Origin of the sequence: Nostocoides sp. (assembly GCF_037045025.1) — a bacterium.
Taxonomy (GTDB): domain Bacteria; phylum Actinomycetota; class Actinomycetes; order Actinomycetales; family Dermatophilaceae; genus Nostocoides_A.
This window is the reverse complement of the sequence record NZ_JBAOHM010000018.1, coordinates 20,747-37,883: the sequence shown is the minus strand read 5'-3', so window position 1 is coordinate 37,883 and position 17,137 is coordinate 20,747. Positions and strand designations below refer to the sequence as shown.

The following is a 17,137-nucleotide window of genomic DNA, read 5'->3' as shown; positions in this document are numbered from 1 at the left end:
CGAGCGAACGGCTCACTTGGTCACCCTGGCGTTGCCGGTGGGGCGGGCGGCCACGGCGCGGGCGATGGCGTCCTCGAGCTGCTTTTGGGCCGTGCCGTAGGCGTCCCAGTCGCCCTCGGCGAGCGCCTTCTTGCCGGCGTCGTAGGCCGCCTGGATGTCGGCGACGGCCTTCGCCAGCACGTCGGAGTCACCCTTGTCCGGGGTCGTGGGCGTGGTCGGGGTGCTCGGGCCTTGGCCGCCCTGGTTGTCGCCCGCATTCGCGCCGGAGTCCCCGCCGAACAACTCGTCCAGCGCCCCGTCGAGAGTCCCTGCCCAGCCGAGTTTGTCGCCGAAAGCCGCCACCGTGACCCGGGAGAGCGGATAAGCAGCAGCGGAGTTAGCACTGACATAGATCGGCTGGACGTAGAGCAGCCCGCCGCCGACCGGAAGCGTCAGCAGGTTGCCCAAGGTGACCTTGGAGCCCTGCGACCTGCTGGTGTTGAGGAACTGGCTCAACGTCAGCGAGAAGCCGGGCGAGTTGTCGTTGGATGAGTTGATGTCGTTTTGGACCTGCCCCGGCCCGCGGACGCTCGAGTCGCGCGGCAGCACGAGCAGCCGCATCTTGCCGTAGCCGTCGGCTTTGACCCCATCCTGGGCGCCGGCGTTGGAGTCGACCGACAAGAAACCGGACAACACCTCGCGGTCACCGGTCGGCATGAAGGTCGTCGTCAAGGAGAAGGCCGGGGTCTGCTGGGCCGGCATCGCCAGCGTGAGGTAGTAGGGCGGTTGGTAGACGTGCTGGCTCTCCTGGGCCGGGTCGTCCGGAACGCGCCAGTAGTCGTTGCCGCCGAAGAAGGAATCGGCCGCAGTGACGTGGTAGCGGCTGAGGATGAGCCGCTGGATCTTGAACAGGTCCTCCGGGTAGCGCAGATGCGACATCAGCTCGCCGTTGATCGCGCTGGTCGGCTCGACCGTGCCCGGGTAGGCCCGGCTCCACGTCTGCATCACCGGGTCGGATTCATCCCACGCATACAGGTGGACGGTGCCGTCGAATGCGTCGACGGTGGCCTTGACCGAGTTCCGCAGGTAGTTGACATTGCCGGAGGTCAGCGCGGCCACGCTGCGCGCCCGCACGGTGGTCGAATCCGAGGTGGCGTCGCTGAGGTTCTGCACCGACGAATACGGGTAATGGTCGGATGTCGTATAGCCGTCGACGACCCACTGCACGCGCCCGCCGACCACGGTGGGATAGGGATTGCCGTCCAGGGTCAGCCAGGGGGCAACCCGCTGGACCCGCTCCAGGGGGGTGCGGTGGTCGAGGATCTTGGAGTGCCCGCCAACGGTGTTGGACAGCAGGAAGTTGATCTCGCGGTATTTGATCGCATAAGCCGCCTGCCGGAAGAAGTTGCCGATGGCGACTCCGCCGGACCCGGCGTAGGTGTTGTTCTTTTGACCCTCGGCGTCCTGATAGTCGAACTCGCGCGGCCGCTCCCCCTCGGCCGCACCAACGATGGAGTAGGCAGGCGACTGCTCCCCGAAGTAGATCCGGGGCTCGAACTTCGGCAGCTTCCCGGTCGGCGGGATATTGCGCTGGGCAAAGACCGGCTCCCCGTTCGGTCCGCGCTGGTTGCCGTATGCCGCGACCAACCCGAAGCCGTGCGTGTAGACCGTGTGGTCGTTCAGCCAGTTGCGCTGGGCCGCCGGAACACCGAGCAGGTTGAGTTCGCGGACGGCGACGACGACATCGGCCTCCTTGCCGTCGATCTGGTAGCGGTCGACGTCGAGCGCGTCCGGGAAGGCGTAGTAGTCCCGCAGGGCCTGCAGCTGCCGGAAGGTGGGCGCGACGACGATCGGGTCGACCAGGCGGATGCCGGGAATCGTGTCGGCGTCATCGCGCAACTGACCCGCTGTCGCCGTCGTCCTGGCGTCATAGCGCGGGGTGACCTCGATACCGTCCAGCCCGTATGCCGCACGGGTGGCGTTGATGTTCTTTTGCAAGTAGGGCGATTCGAGGGATTTCTGCGACGGGTTGACCTTGACCGACTGGACGATCGCGGGATAGATCGAGCCGACGACCACGGTGAGCACACCGAGCAAGGCGGCACCGATCAGCGGCAGCCGCCAGGACCGGGTGACGATGACCGAAAGGAAGAGCGCCGCGCAGATCACCGCTGCCACCGCCAAGATCGTGCGGGTGGGCAGCACCGCCTTGTCGTCGGTGAAGCCAATGCCGGTCATCAGCTTCGACTGTTTGACGGCCAGGCCGTAGCGGCTGTACCAAAAGGCGGCCGCCCGCACGAGCGTCAGGGCCGCGGCAAGCAACCCGAGGTGGATGAACGCGGCCCGCGTTGTGGTCCCGCGTCCGGGCAGGCGCAGACCGGCATACACATAGTGGGTGAAACCCGCCGCCAGCAGCGCGGCCACGAGGACCATCGTCAGGAAGGAGATCAGGGCGTTCAGCCACGGCAAGGAGAAGATGAAGAAGCCGATGTCCTTGTGGAAGTGCGGGTCTTTCGTGCCGAACGGCACCTGGTTGCGCCAGGCGAGGAAGAGCCGCCATTGGCTCGACAGCGCCGCACCGGCGAGCGCGCCGACGATCACCGGAACGGCGATGGTCAGCACCCGACGCATCGGCTCGATTGCCTCGCGATACTGCTCCAGGGTGTCGTTGCCGTCTCCGGCGGGCACATAGAACGGCCGGTGCCGGTAGGCGAGGATCAGGCTCAAGCCGAGGAGCAGGGCGGCGACGGCGAAGCCGACGGCGAACAGCCCGATCCGGGTGAACAGCGTGGTGGTGAAGACCTTCTGGAAACCCACCGAGCGGAACCAAAGGACATCGGTCCACACCCCGGATAAGGCGCTGGCCGCAGCGGCCAGCACCGCCAAGACGATGATCGTGGGCGCGAGCGGGCCGCGGCGGCGCGGCGGACGCGGCCCTCGGGGCGCCGCCCGGCGACCTCGCGGGGGCCGCGGCGGCGGCCCCTCGGGCTCGTTGTCCTTAGACCAGTCGGACGAACTCACGAGGGCAACTTAACCTGCCAGCCTGAACGCGCGCTCGGCCGGCCCGCTCAGGAACAGGAGGGCAGGCCCGATCCCTTGCCCGCGGCGATCGCCTCCACGCCGGCGAGCGCCTCGGCGAAGGTGGCCACCTTGACCACGGTGACATCCGGGTCGGCGTCGACGAGTTCCGGGCAGTTTGCCGCCGGGGCGAGGAAATACTGCGCACCCGCGGCGCGCGCTCCGACGAGCTTTTGCCGGATCCCGCCGATCGGCCCGACGACACCCTCGGCGTCGATGGTTCCGGTCCCGGCGATGCGCTTGCCGCCGGTGAGGTCGCCGGGAGTGAGGACGTCGCGGACGGCGAGCGAGAACATCAGGCCGGCCGAGGGCCCGCCCACATTCCCGGCGTGGATTGTCACCTGGTAGGGAAACTGGAAGTCGGTCCCCACAGTGATTCCCAAGACCGTGCGCCCGGACGCGCTCGTCGTCACGGCGCTGACCGCGGTCCGGGCGCCCGAGCGGATGAGGTCGAGGGCGAGCCGGTCGCCCGGTTGGTGAGCGCGGACGATCCGTTGGATGTCGGCGAGGGTCGCCACCTCGGTGCCGTCGATGGCGACGATGCGATCCCCCACCTTGAGGACATCCTTGGCCGGGGCGTCGCCGGCGACGCTGGCGACCACATAGCGCTCGGTGACCTCGGCCCCGATGCTGCGCAGCGCGACGGCAATCGCCTCCTGCTGCGAGCCGGTCATCTCGGCGGTGTTCTCCTGTTTGACCTCGTCCTTGGTCACGCCCTTCGGGAAGAAGACGACCTCGTCAAAGACCTCGGTTGCCGGTCGCAACCAGGCGTCGAGGACGTCCCACACGTTGACCCGGTTGCCGGGCCCGCCGCGAACCGAGACGGTCGTGAAGTCAAGGGCGCCACCGGCGGCATACCGGCGCGCACCCGAGACCTCGATCAGCGGCTTGCCGTCGGAGCCGTCGCCGAGGACGTTGATGGCCGGTCCGGGGCTGAGGATCGCATAGGGCAGCGGGATGAGCGCGAGCACGGCGGCCGTCGCCACCCCGAGGAATGCGGCGACCAGCAGCGTGCGGACCTTGCGGCTGATCCGGAAGGTCTCGCCGCGGCCGGCACCGGGCTCGACGCTCACGGCAGGCCGACCCACTCGTCGGAGCCGTCGGTGAAGCGCTGCTGCTTCCAGATCGGCACGGTGGCCTTGAGGGAGTCGATCAAATCCCGGGCCGCGGCGAAGGCAGCATCGCGATGGGCGCTTGCGGCGCCGACGATGACTGCGATCTCGCCGACGGCCAATTCCCCGGTCCGGTGGACCGCAGCCAAGACCACCTCGGGATGCCGGGCGCCGACAGCGCGGCATACCGACTCCAGCCGGGCGTCGGCGCTGGGGTGAGCCTGATAGCCCAAGCCGCGGACCGGCTGGCCGTGGTCGTGATCGCGCACCCGGCCGAGGAAGATGACCTGGCCGCCGCTGCCGGGATCGCTCAGCGCCTGCAGCACCTCGTCGGCCGACAACGGGTCCGCTCGCAGGGCGCACAGGCGCAGCTGGTCGTTCATCGGCCCTTTCTTGGGAACTAGGGATGATCAGCCGTGGTTATTGTGAAGGACACATTCTCACAGGCGCCTTAGGAGCCGCTGTGCCTGAGCACGATTTGCCCGTGCCCCCCGATCCCGACGACGCCGAGCCCAGCCCGCAGGACTCGACCGGTGGGCTTCCCCCCGAGATGGCCGAGGCGCTGCGGCGGATGACGGGCGGGGCGCAGTTGCCGCCGGAACTGCTGCAGCACCTCGGTGAGATGGGGTTGGGCGCGATTCCGGTGGCTCAGTTCGAGTCGATGATGGGCCAGTTCCGGGCGATGTTCAGCGGCCCGGACGAGGGTCCGATCGCGGCCTCGGTCGTCACCGAGGTGGCCCGCAAGAGCGTGCTCGCCGACGGCGACGGCACGATGAGCGAACGCGAGCAACGACTGGCCGCCGAAGCGGGACACGTCGCCGATCTCTGGCTCGGCCAGGTCACCGAGCTGGAGGCCCCCGGCCTGGCCGGGAGGGCCTGGTCGCGGGCCGAGTGGATCGAGGGCACCTTGGCGGTATGGCGCGAGCTGGTGTCCCCGGTGGCCGATGGGGTCACCAGGGCCCTCGGTGACGCCGTCACGGCCCAGTTCGCCGAGACCGGGTTTGACCAGCTCCCTGCGGGTCTGTTGCCGCCGGGAACCAATCCGGCGGCCGTCCTTGGGCAGATCGGCCCGCTGCTGCGGCGCGCCGGAGCCTCGATGTTCTCCATGCAGCTCGGGGAGGGCCTGGCCGCGCTCGCCGGCGAGACGCTCACTGGCACCGAGGTTTCGCTCCCGCTGACCCCCGAGGGCGCGTTGGTGCTCGTGCCCGCGAATATCGCCGCCTTCGCCGAGGGCCTGGAGGTCGACCTCGACGAGGTGTGGCTCTATCTCGCCGTGCGGGAGGCGGCCCGGCTGCGTCTCTTCGAGGGGGCGCCCTGGCTCGGGCCGCAACTGCTCACCGCCGTTCAGGACTATGCCCGCGGCATCGAGATCGACACTGCCGGGATCGAGTCCGCCATGGCGGGCGTCGATCCCACCAACCCGGAGGCGCTGCAGGAGCAGCTGTCGGACAAGCTCTTCGCACCCAAGCCGTCGGCTGCCCAGCAGGCCGCGCTGGCCCGGTTGGAGACCTGGCTGGCGTTGATCGAGGGCTGGGTCGATGTCGTGGCCGACCGGGCGGCGGCGGCACATCTGCCGCATGCCGCCGCGCTGGCCGAGACCGTCCGGCGGCGGCGGGCGCTCGGCGGGCCGGCCGAAAAGACCTTCGCCGGGCTCGTCGGCTTGGAGTTGCGGCCGCGGCGCCTGCGGGACGCCGCCAATCTGTTCGCGGCGCTGGAGGCCGCTGGCGGCGCCTCCCTCAGAGATGCCGCGTGGGGGCACCCGGACATCGCCCCGACAACCGCAGACCTCGACGATGTCCTCGGATATGTCGAGCGGCGCACGGCGCCGGCGCAGGAGGACGAGTTGGACGCCGCGCTGGAGCGGATGCTGTCCGTGGCGGACGATCACGCTGGCGGGGCGGACGATCACGCTGGCGCGGACGGGGACCCGGCGCGCGCCGACGACCAGCGGCACGCTGATGACCACCGGCACCCGGGCGAGGCGTGAGCGGACACGCGCCGCCCGCGGTGCGGCACCTCTATGACGACGCGCTGGCCACGCTGCTGGCATGGCGCGCACCCGACCCGACTCAGGAGCACCTGCGCCGCAGCTTCTTGACGGTGTTGGGCAACGACCCGAGCGCGGTCTCCAAGGCAGGGCCCCCGGCACACCTGACGGCGTCGTGCCTGGTGATGAGCCGGGACGGCGAGCGCGTGCTGCTGCACCGGCACCGCAAGGCCGGCCTGTGGCTCCAGTTCGGCGGGCATCTCGAGGCCGAGGACGCCGGGCTGTGGGAGGCTGCGGCCCGGGAGGCGCGGGAGGAGTCCGGGCTGGACGGCCTGGACCCGCTGCCTGGGCCGATCGACCTCGACCGGCATCTGCTCGGTGCCCGATTCGGCTCCTGCACCGAGCATCTCGACGTCCGTTATCTGGCGCTGGCCGACGCCGAGGAGGTGCCGGTGGCCAGCGCGGAGTCCGAGGAGGTCGCGTGGTGGCCGGCCGAGGACCTGCCGCCCGGGGCGGGGGCCGACCTACCCCGCTTGATCGGCGTCGCTCGCCACACGCTCGGCTGAGCGGTCACTCGTGCTCGTCGAGCACCAGGCCAGCCGCGGCGGCATACCCGTCCAGGAAGCCCCGGGCCCGCTCGGCGCGGGGAAAGCGCCCGACGAGCGCCCAGAACCGGGGGCCGTGGTCGGCGTGCAGCAGGTGGGCCAGCTCGTGAATGAGGACATAGTCGACGACATAGCCGGGCATCCCGCGCACGCGCTCGGACAGACGGATTTCACCGGTGGCCGGGGTGCACGAGCCCCAGCGGCGCTGCTGGTTGCCGACCCAGACCACGCTGGTCGCCCGGGCCCGGCCCTCGAGGAAGTCACGCGAGAGCCGTTCTGCTCGCCGGGCAAGCTCGGATTGCCCCGCCGACGGCTCGGCGCCGTCGTGGCCGTGGGCGCGCCGCTGGCGGGCCCCGCGGCGCTCAAGTTTGCCGATCATCACCTCGACCCAGCGGGCCTCCTCGGCCACGCTCAGGCCCTCGGGAACCAGCACGATCGTGCGGCCGTCCTCGCGACGCGCCGAAACCGTGCGGCGGCGGCGCGCGCTGCGGCGGATCTCCACATCCGCGGCGGAGTGCTCAACGCTGCCCACACCGCCGAGCGTAGTCACCCGCGATTTGACGGCCGAGCCGAGGTAACTCGCGACCTGGCGGGTGGGCCGGGTGGCCCGACGTGCCCAGACACGCTCGCAGTTGAACAGGCGACGTTGGCGGTTACCCGTTCGTCGTCGTCTAGGGTTGAGTTCAGCGACGGGCCCGCCCGTGGTCCGGTCCCCTTCGACGAGGAGAAAAGCCAGATGGCTGACGAGACATACACCGGCGAGTTCTACTGCGTGAAGTGCAAGGAGAAGCGCGAGGCCGAGGGCAGGGTGGTCACGACCGAGAACGGTCGCCGGATGGCCAAGGGGGTCTGCCCGGTCTGCGGCACCAACCTCAACCGGATCCTCGCCAAGGCCTGACCCCGCAAGCCCACACAGGCGGCGCTCCCCGGCCGGGGAGCGCCGCCTGTGTGGTTGTGGATAACTTCGCCGAGCTGTGGATGACTGCCGGCGGGCACGGGCGTGGTCTGCCAGAGTGGCATCCGAGGATGCCGGCCCGGGGGCGCCGGTGACATTGGCACGGCAAAGGGGGCAAGGTGCACGGCTGGCCACGGATCCGCGGGCAGAACCGGCCGCTGGTGCGCGCCGACGGCAGCGTCCAGTTCGGCATCGACCCACGCGACGGGATCCGCCTCGTGGGCATGAGCGCCGAGGAGGTGGCCTGGGTCAGCCGGTTGGACGGCAGCACCGATGTCGCGGCCGCCGCCGCCGACGCAGGCGTCGACCCGCGACGCAGGGAGGAGATCCTCGCCGTGCTGCGGGCCAGCGGGATCCTGGTGAGCCCGGGCAGCGCCCGGGCCCGCTGGGGGTTTGCGGGGGGCAACTTCGAGCAGGAGGTTGCCGCCGCGGGGGCCGCGGCCCACGACGTCGTCCTGGACCGCCAAAGCGCGTGCGTCTGGGTGCATGGCCGCGGCCAGATCGCCGCCAGCATCGCGGCCACCCTGCTCCAGGCGGGCGTGGGGCGGATCGAGCGCGACGCCCCGAGCGGTGACTCGATGAGATACCGGCGCCGACCCGACCTGGTCGTCCTGACGGCCGCCGAGCCCGTGCCGGAGGAGGCGGGCAGCACCTGGGTGAAGCGCGGCATACCGCATCTGCCGGTGGCCCTGACCGCGGGCGGGGTGAGCGTCGGGCCATTGGTGTTGCCCGGGATCGGTCCCTGCCTGGGCTGCATGGAGCGGGTCCGCACCGATCTGGACCCGTCGTGGCGGTGGCTGCGCGCCCAACTGGCCGCGCCACCCGATCCGGCGAGCGTCCTCGCGGTCGGTGAATGCGCTCTGACGACGATCGGCGCCGGGTTGGCCGCCCGCGTCGTCGTCAGTCACCTTGACGGCACCGACACCCCGGTCGGGGTGGCGTTGGAGGTCGCGGCCCCCTGGCCCGAAATGGTCCAGCGACGCTGGCCGCGACACCCCGACTGCGGGTGCGTCGGCGAGCCGTCCCCGGCAGCGGTCACAATGTTGGCGTGAGCGAACTGCCGAAGCGGACGGCGCAGCGGACGGCCAAGCTCGTCGGCCTGCCGCTGGGAGTCGCCGGCCGCACGGCGATCGGTCTCGGCAAGCGCGTCGGCGGCAAGCCCGCCGAGGCCGTCGCCGCCGAGATCCAGGCACGGACCGCCGAGCAGTTGTTCACCGTCCTCGGCGAGCTCAAGGGCGGGGCGATGAAGGTCGGGCAGGCGTTGTCCATCATGGAAGCCGCGATGCCGGAGGAGTGGGCCGGCCCCTACCGGGCGACGTTGACCAAGCTGCAGGAGGCAGCCCCACCGCTGCCGCCCGAGGCGGTGCACCAGGTTCTCGCCCGTGAGCTCGGGCCCCGGTGGCGGACGGCGAAGTTCCGCGAGTTCGACGACATCCCCGCGGCCGCGGCCTCGATCGGTCAGGTGCACAAGGCCGTTGCCCGCGACGGCCGGGAGGTAGCCGTGAAGATCCAATACCCCGGAGCGCGGGAAGCGCTGCTCAGCGACCTGCGCCAGCTCTCCCGGGTCGCCCGGGTGTCCGCGGGCTGGGTCCCCGGGCTCGACATCAAACCGATCATGGCCGAGCTGACCTCCCGGATGAGCGAAGAGCTGGACTACCACCTCGAGGCCAGCCACCAGCGGGCCTTCGCCCGGGCCTTCCGCGACGACCCGGACTACGCGATTCCGGACGTCGTCCACTCATCCAGCGAGGTCATCGTCTCCGAGTGGCTGCCCGGGGTGCCGCTGTCGCGGATCATTGCCGAGGGGGACCCGGATACCCGGAATGTCGCCGCCCAGCTCTATCTGGAGTTCTTGCTCGCCGGACCCCAGCGCGCCGGCCAACTGCACGCCGACCCGCACCCGGGGAACTTCCGCATCACCCCGGACGGGCGGCTCGGCGTGCTCGACTTCGGCGCGGTCAACCGGCTTCCCGGTGGCCTGCCCCCGGTGATGGGTCGGCTGGTCACCCACGCCCTGGCCGGCGACGCCGACGCCCTGGTCGGCGGGCTGCGCGCCGAGGGCTTCATCAAGCCCTCGATCGAGGTCGACCCCCAGGCGGTGTTGTCCTACCTGTCGATCTTCCTGGAGCCGATGCAGTATGCCCGCTTCCGGTTCGACCGCGCCTGGCTGCGCGCCATTGCCCTGAAGATCAACGACGTGCGCCGCCCGGAATGGACGGTCGGGATCAAGCTGAACCTGCCGCCGGAATACCTGTTGATCCACCGCGTCTGGCTGGGCGGTGTCGGCGTGCTCTGCCAGATCGGCGGCGAGGTGTCGCTCCGCGACGCGATGACCCACTACCTGCCCGAATTCGACGCCACCCGGTTGCCACCGCCACGCTGAGCGCCGGCCGCCGAGCCGGAACCCATCGCCACCTCGTGCGAGAGCCCCTGGATGGGTTTTGCTAGCGTCTCGATCAGGGGGTTTGCCCGGAGTCGACGGGAAGGTAACCGACATGAGACCGCACCTGGTGATGGCCGGGGCGCTGGCCGCGGCCGCAGTGGCTGGGAGCGCGACGACGGTGGCCTCGGCGGACGGCCCGACGGCGAGTATCGGGGTCCGCCTGGTCGGCGGGCAACAAGTCCCCGGGCCGGACACGGGCATGATCGCGGTCGACGTCGTCGTGACCACCACGGCGGACTGTCGGCGCGGCTGCGATCTGGAGGCAGCAGCGATCTACCAAGGGGATTACGCGTGGCGAGTCATCGACCGCCGGACCTTCCCCGGGGGCACGACGCACCGCTACACCGTCCGGACGGGAGCCCAGCTCACGGAAAGCATCTCCACCGCCTTCCGGCTGACGCAGCACACGGCATCGGGCCCGCGGCCCTTGGCCCAGGTCGACAACGGCGCCGAAAACGTGCCAGAGCCCAGCGTCACCGCCGGTTCGGGCGGCTGGCACGCCGATCTGGACCTGACGGCAACCCAGACGATGACGCTGCGCTCCACCCGCCCTGGGTCCGCGATCTCCTTCCGCTCCCCGACGATCGGAGTCGGCCAACTGGGCGTGATCGCCGCGACCGGCCCGACGGCAGGCGTCCTGGGCGTGTATGTCGGCACCACCCTGGCCGCAAAGGTCGACCTGAGGTCAGCCACAGCTGTGCCGCGGAAGGTCGTCGCAGTCTTGAAGGCCCCGCCCTGGCCGACCACGATCCGCGTGGTCAACCTCACGCCGACGGCCCGGGCCGGCGCGGCCGCCAACTTCGACGGCTTGGTGCGCATCGCCCACTTCAACAACGGACCGCGCTCGACGCCGAACCGGGATGTCTTGCCCCCTTCCACGTCACGGTGCTGGACCAACACCTGCGGCAATCGGAGGGTCGCGCCCGGGTGCGGGTGAGCATCACGGTTGCCGGCTGCGCCGCCGGCTGCCGCATCATGTGGGGCGAGCGGACCGTCGCCTCATCGAACGCCACCGGCACCACGACGCTCACCGGGGTCGTCGCACCCACGATCAACGAGACCCCCAGCGAACCCGCCCAGGAGTAGCTGTTCCGCGGGAGCCACTATGTCGGGGCCGCCTACGTCCGCCCCGACCTGATGAGCCTGGACCCGCACAATGTCCCCTACAGCCACGGCTGGACGGACTCGGCGGCAGCCAGCGCCATCGGCGGCACGGTCCGCGTGACCACAACGCCCGGCACGGGCCTGACCAACCGGTGGCCGTTCAGCGACCATACGGCCCAGCGCACCGTCGCGCTAGTCAGTGCCCGTGGACCACAGATGGGCGTCCTAGGCATCTACAAGGACGCCCGGCTAGTCCAGAGGATCGACCTGCGGTCGGCGACCGCGCAGCCGCGCTCTGTCGTTGGCTCCGTCGAACTCGGCTACGACGGCCGCATCACCGTCGCCAATCTCACGCCGGCGACCCGCAAAGCGCGAGCGATCACCATCGACGAGATCATCACGATCGGCTTCGATGAAGACTGATTCCACTCACTGCCGTCGAGAGTTACTTTCCGACACACCTGAAGGCGAAAACCGTGCCGATAGGCTCCTCTCGATGGCAGCGCGCGGTGGTGGGGCGCGCGCGGCCGCTGGCGCTACGGCGCCTGCGCCTGCTGCTTCGCCGCGCGCTTGACGGCCTGCTTGAACTCGCGGACCCGCTGCAGAGAGTCGGGGTCGCGGACGTCCGCGACCGAGCGGAAGCTGCCGTCCTCGGCATACGGGCCAATCGTCTCGCGCCACCCCGGTGGAGTCACGCCCAGCTGTTTGCCGAGCAGGGCGGCGAAGATGCGGGCCTTTTGGTCGCCGAAGCCGGGGAGTTTCCGCAGCCGCACGAGCAAGTCCGCGGTGTCGGCTGCCTGCTCCCAGATCGCCGCCGCGTCGCCGGCGTAGTCATCGCGCACGACGGCGGCAAGGGCCTGCACGCGGGCGGCCATCGAGCGGCCGTAACGGTGGATGGCCGGCGGGGTCGCGCACAGGTCCGCGAACGCCTGCGGATCGGCCGCCGCGAGCGCTGCCGGGTCCAGTGTGCCGAAGCGATCGAGGATCTTGGCCGGCCCAGCGAACGCCCGCTCCATCGGGAACTGCTGATCGAGCAGCATCCCGACGATCAGCGCAACCGGATCGCCGCTAAGAACCTGGTCGGCGTGCTCGTCCTGGGCAATCCGCAGCTGGGGCATGAGAGCAAGGCTAGAAGAGGTAGACGAAGCCGGGGCCCTCGTCGCGATAGGGAACGCCGAGGTTCGCGAGCGCGGGACCCCAACTGCCGGTGACCGGCGGATCCGCGGCTTCGAAGCCGTGGTCGGCGGTGAGGAGGAAACTCACCTGGTCGGTGGCGCCGGCGCGATCGAGCAGGTCGAGGAAAGCGCACAGCCGGGCATCGGATTGGCGCAGCGCCGCGCGGGCGATCTCGCTGCGTGGACCGCCGGCGTGATGGCCGGCGTCGGTGACGACATTGGCCCACCAGGTCAACCGGGGAGCGTGCGCCGGGTCGGCCCACAGCCGGCGGATTTGCTGCCAGCCGAGATCGTCGACCTGGACCCCCCAGGAGAAGTAGCCGTCGTCGAGATGGTCGGGGTCGGCGAGGAAGGGCGAGGCGTGCGAATCGGGGAGCTGATCGCCCAGGCCGCCGGCACCGGTGGTGCTGCCCGAGGCACGGATCAGCTGCATCGTGGAGTAGTCGGCGCCGCGGTCGATCGCCTCATCGACGCTCGCGGTGCGTGGTGTCGAGCCCGGCGGAAGGTGATCGGCGACCATCTCGAAGACGGTCCGGACGGCCGGGTCGAGCCATTCGCCGCTGCGATGCCAGGTGCTCTCGTCGTTGGGGACGACCCGCTCCTGGGTGGCGCGGTCGTAGTAGACATTGCCGAGCACGCCGTGCCGGCCCGGGCCGACCCCGGTCAGGATCGAGGTGTGGTTGGTGAGCGTGACGCTCGGGAATTGGGCGAGCGCGCCGCCCTGGTAGGCCACCCCGGTCTCGATCAGCCGGGCCACGCCGGGCAGCTCACCGGACGCGGCGAGATCGAGCAGATCTCCGCAGTGGGCGCCGTCCCAGAGGATGCCGACGACCGGGCCCGGCTCCCCGTCGTCGAGAACGTCGCTGCGGACCTGACCGTCCAGCGGTTCGCCGTGCCGGTCGCGCAGGTCGCTCGCCGGGACCCCCGCCAGGTGGGCCAGTGTGGGGCCGACGTCGACGAGCCGAGCGTGGGTGTCGAGGTGGCCGAGGCGCCGGACCCGCCGCCCGCTGAGGATGAGCGGCGCCCGGGACTGGATGACATCGAGCGAACCGTGCTCCCCGCGGTGCCCGCCCTCGTCGGGGAAGTAGTGCCGGGGCGTGTGCACGATCGCCAAGTCCGGACTGCGGTCGGGGTGGCCGAAGAAGGACCGCAGCCGGGCCGCGGCGTCCGGATAGGCGTTGTCGGTGGAGACGCGAGGGCTGGGATTGGCCAGCTCCGCGGCATACGGCAGAAAGGCCAGTGGATCCTCGCTGCCGATCGGGTCGATGCCCGAAACGAGTTCGCGGCGACCGCTCACGCCCCAACGGACGGTCCCGAGATGATTAGCCGCGTATGCCGCGAGCTCGCCGCCCTCGTCGGTGGTCACCCACACGACGAGGTCGACGATGCTCGCGAGGTCGGGGGTCGTCAAGGCTTCGACGACCCGGTGATGGTCGGGGTGGAGTGCTCGCACGGGCGAAGCCTATTCAGGCCGCGACGGCATCCTTGCGGGGGCGGCCGCGGGGCCGCTTGCGGGGAACCACGACACCGCTGACGATGAGCTGACCGCCCCAGACTCCGGCGGACTCGGAGCGCTCGAGCGCGCCGGCGAGGCAGGCAGCCACCATTGGGCAGGTGCCGCACAGGGCCTTGGCGAACTCGACGCCCTCGGGCGTCTCGGCGAACCACAGCTCGGGGTCGTTGGCGTGGCACGGAATCTCTCCGGTTGCCAGCGTGGCGCGCGCGCCGTGGTCGAGCAGCTGGGTGAGCTGCATCGAGTCGTTCACCTCCCAGGTCGAGCCCACCGGGTCTGGCGGGCTGGCGGTGTGCGCCGGATGTGGCGCGGTCGTGCTGGTTGTGCGATGTGGTGTGGCGGACATGACAAAGGCCGCGGATCCGGTGGGGATCCGCGGCCTGGAGGTCGAGCCGGTCTGAGGTTCAGCTCATCCGGGACTTCCAGGCGAGGTGGCGGACTTCCCCCATGCGGACGGGACGACGCCTTCGGCGAAGGCGCAGCCCACGTAGGCGTGGGCGGCCCGCACGCGGGCAGGCGTCAACGCAGCGAGGGCCTGGGTGGGGATCATCGAGATGATGCTCACGGTCGGTGCCTCCTTTGCTGCTGTCGGGCGCTCGGCACGGGGTGCGCGGCGGGCGTGGGCTTCAGACTAAGGGGTTGCCGGCGGGCTCGCCAGCGAATTAACGAGAAAGCGCCGGAAAAGTTGAAAAAAGTTCAGGGCGCGGGTTCACGAACGGCGACTTCGGCGGGGTCCTCGCCCGCCAGCACGGCGCGCACATGCGCGCCATACATCGCCAATTTGCGTTGTCCCACACCGGGAATGGCGATCATCTCGGCGTCGGTCGAGGGGGTTTGCTCGGCGATGGCGGTCAGCGTGGCGTCGGTGAAGACGACATAGGCGGGCACGCCACTCGCCTTGGCGATCGCGGCCCGCCAGCTACGCAGCGCGGCGAAGGTCGCCTCGTCATAGGTCGCCGGGCAGTTCCCGCACCGCCGCGTGGTCCGCTCGGCGGCGCTCAGCAGCGGCGCAGCACACGTGCGGCACCGGGCGACCTTGGGCTGGCGGGAGCGCGCGGTCTTGCCGGCCGCGGCCCCGCCGGCGGCCGGCGTGGCCGGCCCCCTCCCGCCCACGGTGGCGTCGAGGAAGCGGGATGGTCGCCGCGTGGGCCGCCCGCCGGGGCTCCTGGCCTGCGCCCAGGTCAGGTGGAGCTGACGGCGCGCCCGGGTCAGCCCGACATAGAACAGGCGGCGTTCCTCCTCGATCTGGGCGCCTAGTTCAGCCATCGCGATCGGGAGGTAGCCGTCGGACACGCCGGCGATGACCACCGCATCCCATTCCAAGCCCTTGGCGGCGTGCAGCGAGGCGAGCGTGACCCCCTCGACGCTGGGCGCGTGCTGCGCCGCGGCCCGTTCGTCCAGCTCGCGGATCAACTCGGGCAGCCGGGCCGCCGGCGTGGCGGCAGCGAACTGGTCGGCGAGCACGGCCAGGGCGTCCAGGGACTCCCAGCGCTCCCGCGCGGCCCCGGATGTGGCGGGCGGCTCGCGGCTCCAGCCGGCGCTGGTCAGCACATCGCGCACCAGCTCCGGGAGCGCGCTCGAGCCGTCGTCGGCGCGGGCGCTGCCGCGCAGCAAGGCGATCGCCTGCTTGACCTCGCGGCGCGCAAAGAACCGCTCGCCGCCGCGGACCAGATAGGGGATGCCCCGCTCGGCCAGCGCCGCCTCGATCGCCTCGCTTTGGGCGTTGGTGCGGAAGAGCACGGCGATCTGGCTGGCCGGTGTCCCCGAATCGCGCAGACGCTCGATGAGTTCGGCGATCCCCGCCGCCTCGGCGGGGTCGTCGGGGAAGACGTGGGTGGCCGGGTCGGGACCGGGCTCGCTCTGGGCGATCAGCGGTTGCCCACCCCAGCGACGGGCCCCGCCGGGCATGCTCGCGACCGCATTGGCGAGGGCGAGAATCTGCGGGCTGGAGCGGTAGTTGCGCGCGAGCGTGACCTGCCGGCAGCCCGGGTGCGCCCGGGCGAATCCGCGCAGGTGCTCGGCCGAGGCGCCGGCGAAGGAATAGATCGTCTGAGCGGGGTCACCGACGACGCACACCTCCTCCCGGTCGCCGAGCCAGGCCGCCAGCAACGCCTGCTGGAGACCGTTGACGTCCTGGTACTCATCGACGACAAAATGCCGGTACTGCTCGCGCACCGCGGCCGCGATGTCGCCTCGGTCGCGCAGGATTCCCAGGGTCAGCAACAGCACATCCTCGAAGTCGATCACCCCACGGGCGGCTTTGACCTCCTCGTATGCCGCCATCAGGCGCGCCATCGCGGTCGCGTCCACCCCGGGCGGAATCCGCTGAGCCCGGGCTGCGGCCTGCGGGTAGGCCTCGGCGGTGACAAGGCTGACCTTGGCCCACTCGATCTCGGCGGCGAGATCACGCAGCTCCGGCCGCTCGAAGCGCAGCCGCAGCCGGGCGGCCGCCTCGGCGACGGCGGCAATCTTGTGCGGCATGACGTCGGGGGCTGCTCCGCCGATGGCCCGCGGCCAGAAGTAGTGCAGTTGACGCAACGCGGCGGCATGGAAGGTGCGCGCCTGAACGCCGACGACGCCCAGCTCGCGCAGCCTGGTCCGCATCTCACCCGCCGCCCTGGCCGTGAAGGTGAGCGCCAGCACTCGCGGCGCGGCGTAGGCGCCCGAGCGCACGCCGAACGCGATCCGGTGGGTGATCGCCCGGGTCTTGCCGGTGCCCGCGCCGGCGAGGATGCACATCGGCCCGAGCGGGTGCGCAGCTACCTCGCGCTGCTCCGGGTCCAGGCGCGCGAGGATGGCGTCCGGGTCCTCGGGGGGCGCGCTGGTCATACCGGGAAGGTACGCGCTGCCACCGACGTTCACCTCCCCGAGTCCCCTGCTCGCCCGGAACCGCCGAACCAAGGAGCCCGCCCCATGCCCGCACCCACCGCCCCCGAGGCCGGAAGCGTGACGATGTTCTCGACCACCTGGTGCGGCTACTGCCGGCGGTTGAAGGCGCAGCTGGAGCGCGAGGGCGTCGGCTACACCGAGGTCAACATCGAGGAAGACCCCGACGCCGCCGACTTCGTGATGTCGGCAAATGGAGGCGATCAGACGGTCCCGACGGTGCTCTTCCCCGATGGGACGACGGCGACCAACCCCGCTCTCGGGGAGGTTCTGGCCCGGCTGGCGTCGTGAGCGGCGCGC

General features: G+C 70.9%; 19 protein-coding genes. 10 read left to right on the top strand and 9 right to left on the bottom strand.

The features are described from left to right. Positions 1-12 precede the first annotated feature (12 nt). The 3 genes from V9G19_RS25350 to V9G19_RS25340 are packed head-to-tail and all read right to left on the bottom strand — an operon-like array spanning position 13 to position 4,552. Positions 13-3,000: a UPF0182 family membrane protein gene (locus tag V9G19_RS25350; protein WP_462288167.1), complete on the bottom strand. Its 2,988-nt coding sequence runs from the start codon at positions 2,998-3,000 to the stop codon at positions 13-15. Between the two features lie 47 nt (positions 3,001-3,047). Next, complete coding sequence (locus V9G19_RS25345) at positions 3,048-4,130, bottom strand: YlbL family protein (RefSeq protein WP_462288166.1); 1,083 nt, start codon at positions 4,128-4,130, stop codon at positions 3,048-3,050. Continuing rightward, positions 4,127-4,552, bottom strand: coding sequence for a molybdenum cofactor biosynthesis protein MoaE (locus V9G19_RS25340; protein WP_462288165.1), 426 nt, complete (start codon positions 4,550-4,552; stop codon positions 4,127-4,129). The genes V9G19_RS25345 and V9G19_RS25340 overlap by 4 nt, the downstream gene beginning before the upstream one ends. An 80-nt stretch (positions 4,553-4,632) precedes the next feature. Here V9G19_RS25340 and V9G19_RS25335 point away from each other — a divergent pair, with 80 nt between their 5' ends. Then, a complete protein-coding gene (locus V9G19_RS25335) occupies positions 4,633-6,156 on the top strand; it encodes a zinc-dependent metalloprotease (protein WP_462288164.1) in 1,524 nt (507 codons plus the stop codon). Continuing rightward, complete coding sequence (locus V9G19_RS25330; protein WP_462288163.1) at positions 6,153-6,722, top strand: NUDIX hydrolase; 570 nt, start codon at positions 6,153-6,155, stop codon at positions 6,720-6,722. The genes V9G19_RS25335 and V9G19_RS25330 overlap by 4 nt, the downstream gene beginning before the upstream one ends. A 4-nt stretch (positions 6,723-6,726) precedes the next feature. Here V9G19_RS25330 and V9G19_RS25325 read toward each other — a convergent pair whose 3' ends face one another. Further along, positions 6,727-7,293: a M48 metallopeptidase family protein gene (locus tag V9G19_RS25325; RefSeq protein ID WP_462288162.1), complete on the bottom strand. Its 567-nt coding sequence runs from the start codon at positions 7,291-7,293 to the stop codon at positions 6,727-6,729. Between the two features lie 204 nt (positions 7,294-7,497). Between V9G19_RS25325 and V9G19_RS25320 the strand changes: the two genes are divergently transcribed. The 6 genes from V9G19_RS25320 (at position 7,498) to V9G19_RS25295 (ending at position 11,686) form a co-directional block, all read left to right on the top strand. Beyond that, entirely contained in the window at positions 7,498-7,659 is a 162-nt protein-coding gene (locus V9G19_RS25320) for a DUF5679 domain-containing protein (protein ID WP_462288161.1), read from the top strand. A 176-nt stretch (positions 7,660-7,835) separates the two neighbouring features. Further along, positions 7,836-8,768: a hypothetical protein gene (locus V9G19_RS25315; protein WP_462288160.1), complete on the top strand. Its 933-nt coding sequence runs from the start codon at positions 7,836-7,838 to the stop codon at positions 8,766-8,768. Further along, positions 8,765-10,099 (top strand): ABC1 kinase family protein, encoded by a 1,335-nt coding sequence (locus V9G19_RS25310; RefSeq protein WP_462288159.1) that lies wholly within the window; start codon positions 8,765-8,767, stop codon positions 10,097-10,099. The genes V9G19_RS25315 and V9G19_RS25310 overlap by 4 nt, the downstream gene beginning before the upstream one ends. Before the next feature lie 112 nt (positions 10,100-10,211). Continuing rightward, entirely contained in the window at positions 10,212-11,096 is an 885-nt protein-coding gene (locus V9G19_RS25305; RefSeq protein WP_462288158.1) for a hypothetical protein, read from the top strand. Further along, positions 11,093-11,245: a hypothetical protein gene (locus V9G19_RS25300; protein ID WP_462288157.1), complete on the top strand. Its 153-nt coding sequence runs from the start codon at positions 11,093-11,095 to the stop codon at positions 11,243-11,245. Before V9G19_RS25305 ends, V9G19_RS25300 begins: the two co-directional genes overlap by 4 nt. 51 nt (positions 11,246-11,296) lie before the next feature. Continuing rightward, positions 11,297-11,686, top strand: a complete 390-nt coding sequence (locus V9G19_RS25295) for a hypothetical protein (protein WP_462288156.1) — start codon at positions 11,297-11,299, stop codon at positions 11,684-11,686. A 113-nt stretch (positions 11,687-11,799) separates the two neighbouring features. On the opposite strand, the gene V9G19_RS25290 is transcribed toward V9G19_RS25295, so the two are convergent. From V9G19_RS25290 to V9G19_RS25280, 3 genes are read right to left on the bottom strand one after another with little or no spacing between them, the layout of a single operon-like run. After that, positions 11,800-12,381 (bottom strand): HhH-GPD-type base excision DNA repair protein, encoded by a 582-nt coding sequence (locus V9G19_RS25290; RefSeq protein ID WP_462288155.1) that lies wholly within the window; start codon positions 12,379-12,381, stop codon positions 11,800-11,802. Positions 12,382-12,391: 10 nt separating this feature from the next. Then, entirely contained in the window at positions 12,392-13,891 is a 1,500-nt protein-coding gene (locus V9G19_RS25285) for an alkaline phosphatase family protein (protein WP_462288154.1), read from the bottom strand. A 13-nt stretch (positions 13,892-13,904) separates the two neighbouring features. Then, complete coding sequence (locus tag V9G19_RS25280; RefSeq protein ID WP_462288153.1) at positions 13,905-14,192, bottom strand: WhiB family transcriptional regulator; 288 nt, start codon at positions 14,190-14,192, stop codon at positions 13,905-13,907. On the opposite strand from V9G19_RS25280, the gene V9G19_RS25275 reads away from it, so the two are divergent. After that, positions 14,182-14,352: a hypothetical protein gene (locus V9G19_RS25275; protein WP_462288152.1), complete on the top strand. Its 171-nt coding sequence runs from the start codon at positions 14,182-14,184 to the stop codon at positions 14,350-14,352. The genes V9G19_RS25280 and V9G19_RS25275 overlap by 11 nt on opposite strands. An 8-nt stretch (positions 14,353-14,360) precedes the next feature. On the opposite strand, the gene V9G19_RS25270 is transcribed toward V9G19_RS25275, so the two are convergent. Both V9G19_RS25270 and V9G19_RS25265 read right to left on the bottom strand, forming a co-directional pair. Beyond that, positions 14,361-14,516 carry a hypothetical protein gene (locus V9G19_RS25270; RefSeq protein ID WP_462288151.1) on the bottom strand — a complete coding sequence of 52 codons (156 nt, stop codon included), beginning with the start codon at positions 14,514-14,516 and terminating at the stop codon, positions 14,361-14,363. Positions 14,517-14,647: 131 nt separating this feature from the next. Further along, positions 14,648-16,780 (bottom strand): ATP-dependent DNA helicase UvrD2, encoded by a 2,133-nt coding sequence (locus V9G19_RS25265; RefSeq protein ID WP_462288150.1) that lies wholly within the window; start codon positions 16,778-16,780, stop codon positions 14,648-14,650. Positions 16,781-16,864: 84 nt separating this feature from the next. Between V9G19_RS25265 and V9G19_RS25260 the strand changes: the two genes are divergently transcribed. Beyond that, positions 16,865-17,128, top strand: a complete 264-nt coding sequence (locus V9G19_RS25260) for a mycoredoxin (protein ID WP_462288149.1) — start codon at positions 16,865-16,867, stop codon at positions 17,126-17,128. Positions 17,129-17,137: the final 9 nt, after the last annotated feature.